Genomic DNA, 16,791 nt, shown 5'->3' with positions numbered 1-16,791 from the left:
CTTCCTAGAAGTTGATCCCGTTTTGGCGCAGTACTTCGCGGATGAGGTCCTGGTTTTGTACGGCGGCGAAACCCGCACCGCCGATGAGAGCCAACGCACCAAGCACGACGGCAAGAATGCTTCCGACACTCGATCCACTGTTTTGAGCTGGCGGAGCCGGAGCGGTGACAGTTGTTGTCACCACCTTGCTGGTTGGTGGAGTAGGTGTCTGCGCAGTAGGTTTGATCCGCTTGGCTGCCTTCGCACGGACCTTCACCTCCTTCTGGGAGTTATCTTCAAACGTGGCCACGACCGGGATAACTACCTCTTCGTTCTCCCGCACGTTCTCATCTGCACGAACGGTCAGCTCACCGGTGGCCGGATCGATGCTGACATCCCAGTTCGGTGCCTCGAAGGTGTCCTTCAACGCGAAGGTGGTGTTGTCCGGCGCGTCGCGCTTCGTGTCCTCCGAAGTCGTGTCTCCCACCGGGACCGACAGTTCGGCCCACTCCGGCCTTGCGGTGCGCGCGATGGAATCCGCGACTACCTCCGCAGTGATGAACTCGCTGGATCCGTCTGCATATCGAACCGCCAAGACGGGGAAGTACCTCGTCCCAGGTACTGCGTTCGCGGGCACCGTCGCCTTGAAGGTGCCATTTCGCTTATCGACGACTACGTCGGCCAACCCTGCGGCGTCGGCAAGCGCGAAGCTCGTGTTCGCTCCAACATTGCCGTGGCGAGCCGACGTAGCCTGCTCCCCTGCCTTGGCTATAGCCTCGCGGTAGACGGGCTGGTACTGGTCAGTGTCGGCGCGCGCCTCGGCGACGCCAATGGTCGTGGTGATCTCCTTGGTGGAGCCGTCCGCGAACAACGCGACCGTGGTGAAGGACAACGGCGTGGCGTTCTCAGGTGCAGTAGCACGCAGATCACCGGTGTGCGGGTCGACGGAAACACGCCAACCGCGCAAGTCGTTCTTGTGCCCAGCGATAAACTCCACGTCCGCCGGCAGGTCACGGGTACCTGTTTGCACAATTTTCACCGCGCGGTTGGGCGCCGCTGCCTTACCCGATTCGTAGCCCAGCGGTGTCTCATCGGCCTGAGTCTTTTCCACGATTTCGAACGGCACCAGCACTTCATCGACGGATCCGTCCGGGTAGACCACCTCAACGGTGACCTCATGCACCTCGCCCGGGGCTGCGTCAGTTGGCGGAGTGTACTCAACCAGTTGGCGAATGGTACCGTCTTCCCCAGGAACCCGAACAATCTGCGTACCCGGAGTCTTCGCCTTCAACGTTGTTCCCACCGGCAGCGGCTGGTTGTCAAACATCTCGCCCTGGTCATGCAGCGTTGCCAGCGGATCGACCGAAAGGCTTGTCTTGTCAGCTCGGGCATACGCAGTTGGGAACGTCGGCGTGTACCGGTCGTTGTACCTCTCGGCTGGATCCGGCGCGACGCTCACCGTCGGACGAGCAAGCGACGGGGATGGCGTGGTCGGCTTCGGTGTCGGCGCGAATGACGTTGATGACGTCGTGGCCACAGGCTTAGGCATCGTAGTTGCGACAGTCGGTCGCGGACGCGTCACAGTTGGGGACGGCGTCGGATTCGTTGTCGTCGGGGAGACTGGGACCGCTCTGACGGCAACCCTTGCTATCGCCTCGTTTGTTGATCCGTCTCGGTGAGTTAGCGTTACCGGCAACGACATCGAACTCCCTGGTGTCGCGTTTTCCGGGATTCGAGCAGTTATTACACCAGCGTCGTTAATCTCCGCCCAAGTCGCATCAACGGCCAATTGAGCGCCGGAAGGGAGACCTACAACAGATCCATTGTGTCGCAATTCAACGGGAAAGTGAATTTGTTGACCGGGATAACCGACACCTTGCTGTGGAGAAACTAGGCTAAATCCAAGCGAATCGTTCCCGATCTGTGGGTCTTTTGGATCCATGTCCCGCTCATCCGAAATACCATCGCCATCATCGTCGAGGTCCTCGTAGTCCGGAGTACCGTCGCCGTCGCTATCGACGTAAAACACTGCCTTCGCTGAAATCGGTTCTCCACCGTTTTCAAACCTCACGTCAATGGGGATCTCGATCTTTTCCTGAGAGACTCGTTTATACAGCGAAACGTCTACCGCCCCAACAAATGGGTCTACGTAAACGTTTACCCCTTCAGGGGGTTGATACCCCTCAGGTAGCTCGAATCGAGCCACTCGTTCTGGTGGCTCCATACCAACAAAGTTTGCTTCGGCAATCGCGGGGCTGTTTTCGGATAGCAACACCTCCGTGTACTCCAACGCATACTCCGGAAGTTTTACGACAGCCGAGGCAGCCCCATACGGCGAAGTGGGTGAGCCGTAAAAAGCCGTGACGGTGATGGTGTCACCGTCGCGGGCGTCAAGGGGCACTGTTAGCTCGTAGTCGCCTAAATTAGAGCCACTACTTATATACGGACCAAATCGTATTTGTTGGCCATTTCTTAGCATCTCGAATGACCCTGGTTCATTGTGGAGCTGGGTTCCTTGCGTTTGAAGCCTCACTTTCTGGCCGGGCTGTACTGTAGCCACAGATGGGTCGGGGTTATCAAAGCTAAAAGCCACGTAATGCTGAGACGGGACCGAGAAATCGATCCCCGAATATCCCCCCGCGTGTGTCAGAGGTGCAGGACCTGGATTAACTTCAAGACTCCCACCGGCAGGAGATCCGAAAACAGGCCTAGTCCACGGGCTCAGGGCTGTAACGACGTTTCCATTTTCATCTCGTACATATCCATAGACAAAGTCGCGATTCTGTTCCGTAACAACGCCCGTTGGGAACCTCACGGTGAAGTACGTTGAATCCAATTTCGTTGCTACAGTAGCTCCGATCGCCTCGGGGTGGCTCCGGAGGAAATCTTCGACTTTGGCGGTTGCTCCGTTGCTTGGGTTAGTGGCGGACTTATATTTGTCTACGTAGCCCTTGTCGAGAACCGAGAAAACTACCTCGTAGCCGTCGGATGGCCAGGTGCTGCCCACTTTAAAACCGAGCTGCTCCGTGTACCTCGAGACGCTTCCCGAGTACCAGCCAATTGGTTCCTCTACCCCGCCCTCAAGCCACCAGAGGTTAGAGCCTCCTTCGTCCCAGATCCACTCCCTTTCCGGCAGCGTCATGAGGGCCAAGTCCGGCATCTCGTACATCCGAATCCCAACGTCGCTAATCCCCACTCCGACCTGTAGCTCAGTCTCGCGCGGTTCGGCGGCTTTCACCGTTACAAATTCACCTGGGTTAATTGACGCATAGGCGAACATGGGCCACATCATGTTTCCAGACTGGGGATGCTTCAAGGGATCCATCCATAGCTTGTAGAGCTGTCCTTCCAGAGCGCTAAAAGTGTGCGACTTCCCGTTCGCGTCGTGGAATCCATCTCGCAGGTCAAAAGAGAATCTTCCATCATGCACTCGCGTGCGGTAAGTCGGCGATACCGCCCCATCAGTATCAATCCACTGCAAAAATACCTCAGCGCCGTCAGGAACGTTTTCCGCGGTGTCGCCGACCTTCGCTCCGCCTGACACCGCGTTTTGCATATCGGTGTAACCATTCGCTAAGGCATCAGCGTCGATCACAGGAGCAAGATTCGGAACCTTTTCGATGCTCGTCTGTGCCACTGCTAACTGAGCTGATTCCGCAGGCAACACCGCCTGCGTTACTGGCACTACCAGCGCCAACGACACCGCAGCTGCCGCAAGTGTTGTACCCCGCCTGCGCGAGCCGAGGGAACGTGGAACAGAAACAGAGCGGGATGTGTCCATGGGATCTCCTTCATCAGGGCCAAAACTTGGCAGAAACTGGAGCAAATCTGCCCAAATCCTGGAAGTGGTGCCAAAAGGAGAATATGGCGAAAGCCCGAACCATTCAACGGCACGGGCCTATTTTATGCAGATTAAAGGCGCTGCTTAGACACCTTTTAGCTACACCACCCCCAATCAGCGGTGTGTACCTACCGCGCTGATCGCCGGCGCCGTCGAGAAGCTGCGGGCTCCCACGTCACCACCGCTGTCGAGCGCGGCACGTGCACGAGCTCGCCGCCGCGGGCGGGGCGGGACTCGAGGCGCTTGCGCAGCTGGGTGTTCTCCTCGTGCTTCGCGGCCAGCTCTTCCTGCAACTCATCGATCTGCTCGGTGAGCTGGATAATCGTCTTGATGCCGGCCAGGTTCACGCCGTCCTCCTGGGACAGCTGCTGGATCCGGCGCAGCAACGAGATGTCGCGGCGCGAGTAGCGGCGCCCGCCGCCGCGCGTGCGCATCGGGGTGACCAGGCCCATCCTGTCGTAGGTGCGCAGCGTCTGGGCGTGCATGCCGGTGAGCTCCGCGGCAACGGAGATCACGAAGTACTGCTCTGTTTCCTTCGACACGTGGCTCACCTCCTACTACGCGCCGGCCCACCCGGCGCGCGGGTCAAAGCCGGAGTCCCGCTCCGCCTGGTGGTAGGTGCGCAGCGCGCTGGTTGCGGCCGCATCCAGGTTGTCGGGCACCTTCACCTCGACGGTGACCAGCAGGTCGCCGGCCTTGCCGGACTTCTTCGGCACGCCGCGGCCCTTCACACGCAGGGTGCGCCCATTCGGGGTACCTGCGGGGATCTTCACGCGGACGCGCTTCTCCAGCGTCGGCACCGTCACGGTGCCGCCGAGGGCGAGCTCACCGAAGGACACGGGAACCGTGACTTCCAGGTCGTCGCCGGAGCGGGTGAACACCTTGTCGTCACGCACGTGCACGCTGACAAACAGGTCGCCCGCGGGCGTCCCGTTCGGCCCCGCCTCGCCCTGCCCGGCCAGGCGCACCTTCTGCCCGTCGACCACGCCGGCGGGGATCCGCACCGTGATCGTGCGGGCGCGACGCACGGTGCCAGTGCCGCGGCAGGTGGGGCAGGGATCCTCGATGATCTCGCCCGTGCCCTGGCACTCCGGGCACGGCCGGGCCATGCCGAACGCGCCGTTGTTCTCCCGGATGTAGCCCGAGCCGGAGCAGTGGCTGCACCGGTGGGTCTTGCCGTCCTTGGAGCCGGAGCCGTGGCAGGTGGTGCACGGCGCGTCGCCAGTCAGCTCGACGGGGAAGGTGGTGCCCTTCGCCGCCTCGCGGAAGTCGAGCGTTACTTCCGTTTCGACGTCGGCCCCCCGCGACGGCCGAGCGTTCCTGCCAGCACCGCCGCCGCGGTTAAAGAGGCCACCGAAGAGATCACCAATGCCGCCGTCTCCAGCTTGTCCAGCACCGGCGTTTCCGAAGATGTCTGAGAATCCGGAGTAGTCCGAGAAGTCCGTCTGCGTCGTGCGAAACCCGCCGGGAAACCCGGTACCACCTCCCCCGAAGCGCCCAGCACCCATCATGGACTTGAACTGATCGTATTCCTTGCGTCGGTGCTCGTCACCGAGGACGTCGTACGCCTCCGCCACGCGCTTGAACTTCTCCTCCGCAGCTTTGTCGCCGGGGTGGGAATCTGGGTGGTTTTCGCGTGCGAGTTTGCGGTACGCCTTCTTAATGTCTGCAGCCGAGGCGCTTGAGGAGACCCCGAGGTCACCGTAGTAGTCCTTGCCTGCCCATTCCTGTTGCATTGCCATCTCGCACCCTCCTTTCACGCAATGTTAATGCGTTGCTCTCGAGTCATTCTGTTGTTCTACGAAAAGGGCCGGGGAAGAGTCCGCTTCGTTGTCGCTTCCTCGTTCCCCGGCCTCGAGCCGTTGGGCCGATCGTGGCCCTAGGCGTTATCTGCTGCGTTATCTGCTGCGTCGCCCTCAGCGTTTTCCGCAGGGTCCGCGATGATCACCATCGCGTTGCGGATCAGGCGCTCGCCGACGCGGTAGCCCTTGCGCAGCACGGTGCCGATGACTTGCTCGCCGCCGGACGACAAGTCCTGCACCGCCTCGTGGATCTCCGGGTTGAAGGGCTCGCCCTCCGCACCGAAGGCCTCGACTTTTTGGTTGGCCAGCACGCCGCGGAACTTGTCGGCAAAGGACTTCAGCGGCCCTTCGTTCAGGTCGCCGTGCTGGTCGGCCAGGTCAAGGTCGTCCAGCAGCGGCAGCAGCTCGCTGGCAAACTTCGCCTTCGCGTGGTCCGCGATCTGGCCGCGCTCGCGATCGGTCCGGCGGCGGTAGTTCGCGTACTCGGCGCTCACTCGCTGCAGGTCCTCGGTGCGCTCGGCCAGTTGCTTTTCGACGGAGTCGCCCTCCTCGACAACCTCCTCGGCGGCTTCGCCGTCGAGGCTGGCCTCAATGTCGGCGAGTTCCTCGTCGACGCTCTGGGCGCCCGCGGCTTCTTCCGCGGCCGCTTCAGCCTCGTCGGGGGTGACGAACTGCTCGTCGGTGTTCTCCGGTGCGCCCGGATCTTCCGGCATCTGCGGGTTCGGGTTCGTCATAACCTGACCACTCCTGACTTACTTGTTGTCGGAGTCGTTGGACTCCTCAGCGTCGTCCTCGACAACCTCGGCGTCAACAACGTTGTCGTCGCCTGCGGCGGCGTCGGCCTGGGTTGCACCCTCGTTGGCCTGTGCCTCGTAGAGGACCTTGCCCAGCTCCTGGGACTCGGTGTTCAGCTTCTCCACGGCGGACTTCACGGCCTCGAGGTCGTCGCCCTTGAGAGCCTCGTCCACGGCATCCGCAGCCTCGGTGACGCGGGTCTTCAGGTCCTCCGGCAGCTTGTCGGAGTTCTCATCCATGAACTTGCGCGTCTGGTAAGCGGCGGTCTCCGCGTTGTTGCGGGTCTCCTGCTCCTCGCGGCGCTTCTTGTCCTCCTCCGCGTGCTGCTCGGCGTCCTTGACCATGCGGTCGATCTCCTCCTGGGACAGGCCGGAGCCGTCCTGGATCTTGATCGTGTTCTCCTTGCCGGTGGCCTTGTCCTTCGCGGACACGGAGACGATGCCGTTTGCGTCGATGTCGAAGGTGACCTCGATCTGCGGAACACCGCGCGGCGCCGGAGCGATGCCTGCCAGCTCGAAGGAGCCGAGCAGCTTGTTCGCAGACGCCATCTCGCGCTCGCCCTGGAAGACCTGGATCTGCACGCTGGGCTGGTTGTCCTCAGCGGTGGTGAAGGTCTCGGAACGCTTCGTCGGGATGGTGGTGTTGCGCTCGATCAGCTTGGTCATCACGCCGCCCTTGGTCTCGATACCGAGCGAGAGCGGGGTGACGTCGAGAAGCAGCACGTCCTTGACGTCGCCACGGAGCACGCCAGCCTGCAGGGCTGCGCCGAGGGCCACAACCTCGTCCGGGTTCACGGACTTGTTCGGGTCCTTGCCGGTCAGCTCCTTGACCAGGTCAGTCACGGCCGGCATACGGGTGGAGCCACCGACCAGGACGACGTGGTTGATGTCGCCGACCGAGAGGCCAGCGTCCTTGATCACCTGGTTGAACGGGGACTTGGTGCGGTCCAGCAGGTCAGAGGTGATCTTCTGGAACTCGGTGCGGGTCAGGGTCTCGTCCAGGAAGAGCGGGTTCTTCTCGGAGTCAACGGTGATGTACGGCAGGTTGATGGAAGCCTGCTGGGAGGAAGACAGCTCAATCTTTGCCTTCTCCGCAGCCTCGCGCAGACGCTGCATTGCCATCTTGTCCTTGGACAGGTCCACGCCCTGTGCGGACTTGAACTTGTCTACCAACCACTCAACGATGCGGTTGTCCCAGTCATCGCCACCCAGCTCGTTGTCACCAGCGGTAGCGAGGACCTCAACGACGCCGTCGCCGATCTCCAGCAGGGAGACGTCGAAGGTGCCGCCGCCCAAGTCGAAGACCAGGATGGTCTGCTCGGAGTCGTTCTTCTCCAGGCCGTACGCCAGCGCAGCCGCGGTCGGCTCGTTGACAATACGCAGGACGTTCAGGCCCGCAATCTGGCCGGCCTCCTTGGTGGCCTGGCGCTGTGCGTCCTCGAAGTACGCCGGGACAGTAATAACCGCGTCAGTCACCTCGTCGCCCAGGTACGCCTCCGCGTCGCGCTTCAGCTTCATCAGCGTACGAGCGGAGATCTCCTGCGGGGTGTAGTCCTTATCATCAATGTTGATGGTCCAGTCATCGCCCATGTGGCGCTTGACGGAGCGGATCGTACGGTCAACATTGGTCACCGCCTGGTTCTTTGCGGACTGACCAACCAGCACCTCGCCGTTCTTCGCAAACGCGACAACGGACGGGGTGGTGCGGGAACCCTCGGCGTTCGCGATAACGACCGGCTCGCCGCCCTCCAGGACGGAGACGACCGAGTTCGTGGTGCCAAGGTCAATACCTACTGCGCGTGCCATGTTGCATTCCTCCTGTAAACGTGGGGTTTATCAATAAGTTGATGTGCTGTGACTCAACTTCACGGCAACCACTGTAACAGATGATCTGCCGCTCTTGAGTCCGTCGCACTCAATCCTTACAACGGCACGCGGTATAAAGTTGTTCCCACCCGACTCAACTTTTTGTATTGTAGCAGCTCAGGGGACGTTTCTCACGGCCGGAATTGCGCCAAGGCGTCGTCAACAAACGGTCGCGCCGCGTAGCCCAGGCCGACGAGCGCGAACAGACCGAGCACGACGCCCGCGATGCCGAGCCCGGTGGTCTGGCTCGACGTCATGGAGCTTGCTGGCAGGACCGAGCTGCCGCGCGTCTTGCCGTCGGCGCAGTCCGAAAACGCCTGACTGTAGGACAGGATCGGCGCGGCGAACTCGGGCGCGTGGGTCTTGGCGGCGTCGATGATTCCGTCGCGGATGTCCACAAGACTCGTGCCAAACAGGAGGCCGCCGACGGTCCCGCCGACCACGGGACCGAAGTCCACGCCGTGGAGCGGCCCCTCCTCGCGCGCCTTGGCCGGAGTGATCGTGATCGTTTGGTCCGTAATCACGTCCTTCTTGGCGGCGTTAAGGAATCCGACCATGCGCCAGTACTTATCCTTTTGCTTGCCCAGCGCGAGCGCCGCCTGCGCGTCGGAGACCTTCTTGTCCGCGGGGACGGGCAGGTCGCTGGCGCTTGCCACGCCCTTCCGCGAGCCGTACTCCCAGACGATTTCGGCTTGCGCCTGGGCGTCGTCACCCTCAACACTGTCGCGGACCTGCTCGCCCAGCCGGGTGAACAGCGCGGAGTAGGCGCCGTTGACGCGCTCGGTGTCCGTGTCCGTAAAAGTGATGGTGCACTGGTCTTTGTCGGAGTCGTAAGTGGTTTCGTAGGCGTTCGCGTGCGGGGCGACGAGCGCCGAGGCAGAAAGCGCAGCGGCGAGGGCGGCGCCGGCGCAGCGCCTGGTGGTGTAGTTCACGTAGAGTGCTCTTTTCTTGAATGCAGGTTGGCCCCGCGGTCCGCGCATGGGGAGCGGGACGGCGGGGCGTCGATAAGCGAGGGGCTCTTAGAACAGCCCGGTCTCATTCTCGTCGTAGGAGACGAGCAAATTCTTGGTCTGCTGGTAGTGGCCCAGCATCATGAGGTGGTTCTCGCGGCCGATGCCGGACTGCTTGTAGCCGCCGAACGCCGCGTGGGCCGGGTAGGAGTGGTACTGGTTCACCCACACGCGACCAGCCTGGATAGCGCGGCCGGCACGGTAGATCGTGTTCTGGCTGCGGGACCACACGCCGGCGCCAAGACCGTAGATCGTGTCGTTGGCAATGCGGATCGCCTCGTCGTAGTCCTTGAAGGTGGTCACGGACATCACCGGGCCGAAGATCTCGTCCTGGAAGATCTTCATGTCGTTGGTGCCCTTGAACACGGTCGGCTCAATGTAGAAGCCGTTCTCCAGCCCCTCGAGCTTGTTCACGTGGCCGCCGGTGAGCGTCTCCGCGCCCTCCTTCGGGCCGAGCTCAAGGTAGCTGGTGATCTTGTCCATCTGCTCCTGCGAGGCCTGGGCACCCATCTGCACGTCCGTATCCAGCGGGTTGCCCACCTTGATCTGCTTCACGCGCTGCACACCAAGCTCGAGGAACTCGTCCGCGATGGACTCGTGGATCAGGGCGCGCGACGGGCAGGTGCAGACCTCGCCCTGGTTCAGGGCGAACATGGCGAAGCCCTCGATGGCCTTCTGCTTGAAGCTGTCGTCGCGCGCGAGCACGTCCTCAAAGAACAGGGACGGGGACTTGCCGCCCAGCTCCAGGGTGACCGGGATGATCTTGTCCGCGGCCGCCTTGTTGATGATCTTGCCCACCTGGGTCGAGCCGGTGAACGCGATCTTGGCAATGCGGTCGGAGCCGCTCAGCGCCGCACCCGCCTCGTCGCCGTAGCCGTTGACCACGTTGACCACGCCAGCCGGGATGAGGTCACCGATCAGGTCCATCAGGTAAAGGATGGAGGCCGGGGTCTGCTCCGCCGGCTTCATCACCACTGCGTTGCCCGCGGCCAGCGCCGGGGCGAGCTTCCACACCGCCATGAGCAGCGGGAAGTTCCACGGGATGATCTGGCCGACCACGCCGAGAGGCTCGTTGAAGTGGTAGGCGACCGTGTTGTCATCGATCTGGCTGAGGCGGCCCTCCTGGGCGCGGATCGCGCCCGCAAAGTAGCGGAAGTGGTCAATCGCCAGCGGGATGTCGGCGGCGAGCGTCTCGCGCACGGCCTTGCCGTTCTCCCAGGTCTCGGCCACCGCGATGTCCTCGAGGTGCTCCTCCATGCGGTCCGCGATGCGGTGCAGCATGAGCGCACGCTCCGCCACCGAGGTCTTCCCGAACGCGGGCGCCGCCTTGTGCGCGGCGTCCAGCGCCAGGTTGATGTCCGCCTCCTTGCCGCGCGCGACGCGGCAGAAGGTCTCACCGGTGACCGGGGTGATGTTGTCAAAGTACTCGCCGTCCACCGGCGCGACCCAGTCGCCGCCAATGTAGTTGTCGTACTGCTCGCGGAACTTCACGCTGGAGCCGGCGGTGCCGGGGTTGGGGTAGACAGTCACGGTCTGTTTCCTTTCGCGGTTTGCGGATCGCATGTGACCCACCCTACACTACGCCACGCACGAGAGCTAGGGCATAGCGCTTGTCGACGCCCCCGCCTACCCCACCGACCCATGCGTTTCCGCGTATATCTGGCAGAATTAACCGGGTGAACAAGAAGAATTCCCGCGACTTCGTCGGCGCACTCGATACAGAGGCCCACGACGTCGACATGAAGCCCACCCCTGCCGACGCCGCCCAGGAGCTCTCCCAGGAGCCCACCGACCGCGGCGAGGTCATCGCCGCCGATGGTCGCACCGCCGCCGCGTGGGCGCTGCGCTTCATCATCATCGTTGCCGCCACCGCGATCGTGCTCTACCTGCTCAAGTTCGTGTGGATGGGCCTGCTCCCGATCTTCCTCGCCCTCATCGTGTCCACGGTCCTCTGGCCACCGGTGCGCTGGCTGCGCTCCAAGAAGTTCCCCGCAGCGCTGGCCACGTTTACCGTGATCATCGGCTTCTTCGGCATCATCGCCGGCATCTTCGCCGCGATGGGCCCGACCGTAAAAAAGCAGGGCACCCAGCTCTACGACCAGGCCGGACAGGGCATCGACCAGATCATCGCCTGGGTCAACGAGCGAGTCGACCCCTCCATCATCGACCCGAACGAAATCCGCGAGCAGCTCTCGCAGGTCACCGACGCGTTGCGCGGGCAGGCGTCGAATATCGCGTCCGGTGTCTTCTCCGGCATTGGCGCGATCGCCTCCGTGGGCACCACGCTCGTGCTCACCCTGATCCTCACCTTCTTCTTCCTCAAAGACGGCGACGGCTTCCTCCCCTGGCTGCGCAAGTACGTCGGCGTGAAGGCCGGCTGGCACCTCACCGAGGTCTGCATGCGCTCGTGGAACACGCTCTCCGGATTCATCCGCACGCAGGCGATCGTGTCGGGCGTCGATGCCATCTTTATCGGTATCGGCTTGCTTGTGCTCGGCGTGCCGCTGTGGCCGGTCCTGGCTGTGGTGACGTTCTTCGGTGGCTTCATCCCGATCGTCGGTGCGTTTACCGCTGGCGCCTTGGCCGTGATCATCGCGCTTGTGTCCAACGGGTTCATGAACGCCGTGTTCGTGCTCATCCTCATCATCGCCGTGCAGCAGATCGAGGGCAACGTCCTCCAGCCGATCCTGCAATCTCAGGCAATGGGCCTGCACGCCGCGATCGTACTGCTCGCTGTCGCACTCGGCGGCACCATCTTCGGCATCGTCGGCGCGTTCCTCGCCGTCCCCGTCGCGGCGGTCGTCGCCGTGTGGTTCCGCTACTGGGCCGAGATGGTCTCGCTGAGGACCGGCGAGATCACGGCGGACGACATTCAAATATCCACCGCGCAAAGCGAGAGCCTGGATTCCAGGGAGGCGTTCCTGGCCGTCCGCAAGCGCATGGCAAGCATGGCCAAGCTGCAAAAACCAGGCCAGAAGGCAACCTTGGGCTCGACGAAGGTGCCGCTTGACGACGCCGCGCCCAAGGATTCCGACTAAAAGGTGGACAGATCACGCATCGGTGCTTACCGTAGGCGCCGTACTGATACCGACGAACTAAGGAGCATCATGGCTGACCTGAACGGTAAGAAGATCGCAATCATCTCCACCAACGGTTTCGAGGATTCCGAGCTGACCTCCCCGAAGGAGGCCGTTGAGGCCGCGGGCGCTACCACCGCCGTCATCGCTCCGGAGACCGGCGAGATCACCGGCAAGAACGGAACGGCCGTGAAGGTGGACCTCACCACCGCGGATGCCAACGCCGCTGATTACGACGCGCTCATCCTTCCCGGCGGCACCGGCAACGCCGACGCCATCCGCGTCGACGCACCGGCCGTCGCACTGGTCAAGGAGTTCAAGGCTGCGGACAAGGCCATCGGCGTCATCTGCCACGGTGGCTGGATCCTCACCGACGCCGACCTGCTCAAGGGCGTCAAGCTCACCTCGGTGGCGAACGTGAAGACCGACCTGGTCAACGCCGGCGCCAACTGGGTCGACGAGGAGGTCGTGGTCGACTCCGGCTTCATCTCGTCGCGCACCCCGGCCGACCTCGAGGCCTTCAACGCCGCGCTGGTTGAGGAGTTTGCCAAGTAAACCTTAGGCCGCGTGCACGGTAGCGGGCGCTGCCGGTTTCTCAACGGGAACCGGCGCGCCCGCTTCCGCTTTTTTCGCTTCTCGCGCCTTGCGCACGCCGCGCCAGGACAACGCCGCCCCCACCACAAGCACGGCGGCGCGTGCGGCCCACAGCCCCCAGTCGGGCGTGTCGAATGCGGCGAGCACCTTCGGCAGGTTCAACGCCACGATGAGCGTGCCCACGACGCCGCCGAGCAGGATGGGGTTCAGCCGCGAGACAAGCCACGCCCCGATCGGGGCGGCGATCACGCCGCCGATCAGCAGCGCAACCACGGCAGCCAGGTTGGCCACCAGGTCGTGCCACATCCCGATGGCAAAGCCGGCGGTCGCGGCGGCGGTGACCAAAAACTCCGCGGTGTTTACGGTGCCCACGATGCGGCGCGGCTCGCTCCGCCCCGCGGCCAGCAGCGTGGAGGTGGTCACCGGGCCCCAGCCGCCGCCACCGGTCGCGTCCACGAACCCGCCGAACACGCCCAGCCCGCCGAGGAACGGCACCGAGTGCGGTTTCGCGGAAAGCTTTCGCTGCGTGATCCCGCGGGAGAAGCGGATCATCAGGTTCAGGCCGATGAGCGCCAGGATGAGCGACATCACCGGCTGCGCGGCATTGGCGGACAGGTTGGAGAGCACGGTCGCGCCGATGAACGCGCCGACCGCGCCCGGCACGCCGATCGACGCCACGACCTTCCAGTCCACGTTGCCAAAGCGCCAGTGCGCCACGCCCGACGCCAGGGTGGTCCCCAGCTCTGCGGTGTGCACCACCGCGGACGCGCCGGCGGGCCCGAGCCCGGCCAACATGACCAGCATGGTGGTGGAGGTCGCACCGAAGCCCATGCCCAGGCCGCCGTCTACAAGCTGCGCCGCCAGGCCGGCGACCGCGATGAGCAGCAGCGTGCTGAATTTATACATGGGGTTCTCCTTCCAGCGCCGCGCGGTAGCGGTCGGCCACAATGTCCGCGAGCGCCGTGGTTAGGGGCTGCGAGGCCGTGGCCTCGGGGAACGGGTGCAGGGCGGCCCGCGCCTGGTCCAGGAGCAGGCCGTCCGAAACGAAGAGCGGGAGTAGGTGGATGGGGGTCTGCGCCGCGCGCTCGGCCAGGATGTCCGGCCCGCCGCGCGTCGCGGCGATGAGGGACGTTGGGCGCCCAGTTCGCTTTTCGACGCCACCGCGCACCCCCTCGTACCGCGCCGCCTGCTCCGCGTCGGACGTGCCAACTGGGTAGATGACGAGGTGGGCGTGGGGAGGGGCGTCGGCAAGCGCTTGCTCGGCGAGCACCCCGACGAGGTCCTCCCCCAACCCGATGCTGGAGGCGCGGGTGAGCGGGAGGGTCTCGGCGGCGGCCCGCATGTGCGCGGGGACGTCGTTGCGGGCGTGGAAGGCGTCGGTGAACAGGAGCGGGACCACGATGGCACGGTCCTGGCCAAGCGACGCAAGGTGCCGCGCGGCGCCCTCCAGGTCGGGCTCGTCGAACTCGAGGTGGGCGTCCGCGCTGGTGACGCCGAGCCGGTCGGCCGCCGCCATGGTCAGCGCGCGCACCCCGTCGCGGGCCCGCGGGTGGCGAGAACCGTGCGAGAGCGTGAGCAGGGCGACCATGGCGACACCGATCTAGCGCAGGCGCGCGCCCACCAGGCCGGCGGCGAGCGTGTTGCCGGAGGACTGGTCGATGAGCAGGAAGTTGCCCACCGCGCCGCGGGCGGCGTAGTCCTCCACCGGGAGCTCGGCGGCGGTCTGGATGGTCACGTGCGCGATGTCGTTGAGGCGCACCGCGTCCGGGTCGAGGACATCCTTGTCCGCGGAGTCCAGGTCCAGCACGCGGTCCACGCTGACCACGCGGGCGCGCTCGAGCGCCGTGCCGTAGCGCAGCTTCACGGCCTTGCCCGGGGTGACGTCCTTCTCCGAGAGGCCGACCACGGTGGCGGTGAACTCGCGCACGGGCTCCGGGCGCGTCCCGGCTGCGAGGAGGTCGCCGCGGACCAGGTCGATCTCGTCGGTAAGCCGCAGCGCGACGGACTCGCCCGCGCGGGCGGACTCCACCTCGCCGTCGGCGGTGTCGATGCCCGCGACGGTGGTGGTGCGGCCCTGCGGCGCGGTCACCGTGTCGCCGACGTGGATGGTGCCGGCGTTAATGCGGCCCGCGTACGCGCGGTAGTCGCTGGCGTGCTCGCGCAGCACGTACTGGATGTTGAAGCGGAAGTCCAGGTCAAGGGCGCGGCCGGAGTTCACCGGCACGTCCTCGAGCACCTCGAGTACCGTCGGGCCGGTGTACCAGTCCATGTTGGTGGAGCGCTCGGCCACGTTGTCGCCCTTGAGCGCGGAGATCGGCACCACGATGGGCTGCTCGATGCCCAGCTCGTGCACCTTCGCCTCAAAGGTGTCCTTGATCTGGGTAAACGTGTCCTCGGAGTAGTCGACCAGGTCGATTTTGTTCACCGCGAGGATCACGGTGCGCACGCCCAGGAGCTTCGCCACGGTGAGGTGGCGGATCGTTTGCTCGACGACGCCGTTGCGGGCGTCGACAAGCAGCACGACCACCTGGGAGGTGGACATGCCGGTCACCGTGTTGCGGGTGTACTGCACATGCCCCGGGGTGTCGGCGAGGATGAAGGTGCGCTTGTCGGTAGCGAAGTAACGGTAGGCCACGTCGATGGTGATGCCCTGCTCGCGCTCGGCGCGGAGGCCGTCCACGAGCAGGCTCAGGTCCAGGCCCTCGAAGCCGCGGTCCGCCGAGCTCTGCTCAACGGAGGCGAGCTGGTCGGCGAGCACGGACTTCGTGTCGTGCAGGAGGCGGCCGACGAAGGTGGACTTGCCGTCGTCGACGGAGCCGGCCGTGCACAGGCGCAGCGTCTGGCGCGAAGCCAACAGGTCGGTGGCGGTGGTCGGGGTTGCGGCAGTCATCAGAAGTAACCTTCCTTCTTACGGTCCTCCATGGCGGACTCGGACAGACGGTCGTCGGCACGCGTTGCGCCGCGCTCGGTGAGGGTGGAGTTGGCGATCTCGGCGAGGACCTCGTCGATCGTGGTTGCGTCGGAGTCAACGGCGCCGGTGCAGCTCATGTCGCCGACGGTGCGGTAGCGCACGCGGCGCGTCTCAAGCGTCTCGCCCTCGCGGGGCCCGCCCCACTCGCCGGCGGTGAGCCACATGCCGTCGCGGTTGAACACCTCACGGTCGTGGGCGAAGTAGATCGGCGGCAGCTCGATGCCGCGAGCGCCGATGTACTCCCACACGTCCGCCTCGGTCCAGTTGGAGATGGGGAACACGCGCACGTTCTCGCCGGGCAGGGTCGCGCCGTTGTACAGATCCCACAGCTCGGGACGCTGGCGGCGCGGGTCCCACCCGCCGAAGGAGTCGCGCACGGAGAACACACGCTCCTTCGCGCGGGCGCGTTCCTCGTCGCGGCGCGCGCCGCCGAGCACGGCGTTGTAGCTCACCTCGGCGATCGTCTCTACCAGCGGCACGGTCTGCAGCGGGTTGCGTGTCCCGTCGGGGCGCTCCTGCAGGTCACCGCGGTCGATCCAGTCCTGCACCTTGGCCACGCGCAGGCGGAGCCCATGCTTTTCGACGACCCTGTCACGGAACTCCAGCACCTCCGGGAAGTTGTGTCCCGTGTCCACGTGCAGCAGCTCGATCGGCGCCGTCGCCGGCGCGAAGGCGCGCAGCGCCAGCTCCAGGACGACGCAGGAGTCCTTGCCGCCGGAGAACAGCAGGCCAACCTTGTCGAATTGGCCAGCGACCTCCCGCAGGATGTGGATCGACTCGTCTTCCAGCTCTTTCAGGTGCGGTGAGAGCGCACCGCTGCCGGCGCGCTCCCCGTTCGTTGCAACAGTCATGTGGTC

The 16,791-nt window shown here is 64.4% G+C and carries 13 protein-coding genes; 2 read left to right on the top strand and 11 right to left on the bottom strand.

Going from position 1 to position 16,791, the window contains the following annotated elements; translation table 11 throughout:
* Positions 1–4: 4 nt before the first annotated feature.
* From CKJ82_RS11640 to exaC, 7 genes are all read right to left on the bottom strand, one after another.
* Complete coding sequence (locus CKJ82_RS11640; RefSeq protein ID WP_133064033.1) at positions 5–3,616, bottom strand: Rib/alpha-like domain-containing protein; 3,612 nt, start codon at positions 3,614–3,616, stop codon at positions 5–7.
* A 332-nt stretch (positions 3,617–3,948) separates the two neighbouring features.
* A complete protein-coding gene (locus CKJ82_RS06590) occupies positions 3,949–4,362 on the bottom strand; it encodes a heat shock protein transcriptional repressor HspR (RefSeq protein ID WP_095537508.1) in 414 nt (137 codons plus the stop codon).
* 15 nt (positions 4,363–4,377) lie between these two features.
* Positions 4,378–5,562, bottom strand: coding sequence for a molecular chaperone DnaJ (gene dnaJ / locus CKJ82_RS06585; protein WP_095537507.1), 1,185 nt, complete (start codon positions 5,560–5,562; stop codon positions 4,378–4,380).
* Between the two features lie 137 nt (positions 5,563–5,699).
* Positions 5,700–6,356, bottom strand: a complete 657-nt coding sequence (gene grpE / locus CKJ82_RS06580) for a nucleotide exchange factor GrpE (protein WP_095537506.1) — start codon at positions 6,354–6,356, stop codon at positions 5,700–5,702.
* An 18-nt stretch (positions 6,357–6,374) separates the two neighbouring features.
* Entirely contained in the window at positions 6,375–8,222 is a 1,848-nt protein-coding gene (gene dnaK, locus CKJ82_RS06575; protein WP_095536061.1) for a molecular chaperone DnaK, read from the bottom strand.
* 191 nt (positions 8,223–8,413) lie between these two features.
* Positions 8,414–9,214 (bottom strand): hypothetical protein, encoded by an 801-nt coding sequence (locus tag CKJ82_RS06570; protein ID WP_095537505.1) that lies wholly within the window; start codon positions 9,212–9,214, stop codon positions 8,414–8,416.
* 87 nt (positions 9,215–9,301) lie between these two features.
* A complete protein-coding gene (gene exaC / locus CKJ82_RS06565; RefSeq protein ID WP_095537504.1) occupies positions 9,302–10,822 on the bottom strand; it encodes an acetaldehyde dehydrogenase ExaC in 1,521 nt (506 codons plus the stop codon).
* A gap of 146 nt (positions 10,823–10,968) precedes the next feature.
* On the opposite strand from exaC, the gene CKJ82_RS06560 reads away from it, so the two are divergent.
* A complete protein-coding gene (locus tag CKJ82_RS06560; RefSeq protein WP_338063599.1) occupies positions 10,969–12,330 on the top strand; it encodes an AI-2E family transporter in 1,362 nt (453 codons plus the stop codon).
* 69 nt (positions 12,331–12,399) lie between these two features.
* Positions 12,400–12,924: a type 1 glutamine amidotransferase domain-containing protein gene (locus CKJ82_RS06555; RefSeq protein WP_095537503.1), complete on the top strand. Its 525-nt coding sequence runs from the start codon at positions 12,400–12,402 to the stop codon at positions 12,922–12,924.
* Between the two features lie 3 nt (positions 12,925–12,927).
* Here the strand turns inward: CKJ82_RS06555 and CKJ82_RS06550 are convergent, their stop codons facing one another.
* The 4 genes from CKJ82_RS06550 to cysD are packed head-to-tail and all read right to left on the bottom strand — an operon-like array spanning position 12,928 to position 16,785.
* Entirely contained in the window at positions 12,928–13,869 is a 942-nt protein-coding gene (locus tag CKJ82_RS06550) for a sulfite exporter TauE/SafE family protein (RefSeq protein WP_095537502.1), read from the bottom strand.
* Positions 13,862–14,551, bottom strand: coding sequence for a sirohydrochlorin chelatase (locus tag CKJ82_RS06545; protein WP_095537501.1), 690 nt, complete (start codon positions 14,549–14,551; stop codon positions 13,862–13,864). The genes CKJ82_RS06550 and CKJ82_RS06545 overlap by 8 nt, the downstream gene beginning before the upstream one ends.
* 12 nt (positions 14,552–14,563) lie before the next feature.
* Positions 14,564–15,853, bottom strand: a complete 1,290-nt coding sequence (locus tag CKJ82_RS06540; RefSeq protein ID WP_095537500.1) for a sulfate adenylyltransferase subunit CysN — start codon at positions 15,851–15,853, stop codon at positions 14,564–14,566.
* Positions 15,853–16,785 carry a sulfate adenylyltransferase subunit CysD gene (gene cysD / locus CKJ82_RS06535; RefSeq protein ID WP_095537499.1) on the bottom strand — a complete coding sequence of 311 codons (933 nt, stop codon included), beginning with the start codon at positions 16,783–16,785 and terminating at the stop codon, positions 15,853–15,855. Before cysD ends, CKJ82_RS06540 begins: the two co-directional genes overlap by 1 nt.
* Between the last annotated feature and the right edge of the window lie 6 nt (positions 16,786–16,791).

The organism is Corynebacterium gottingense (assembly GCF_002285125.1).
In the GTDB taxonomy this organism is placed as follows: Bacteria; Actinomycetota; Actinomycetes; order Mycobacteriales; family Mycobacteriaceae; genus Corynebacterium; species Corynebacterium gottingense.
The sequence above is the reverse complement of the archived record's forward strand: the minus strand, read 5'-3'. Positions and strand labels throughout refer to the sequence as shown.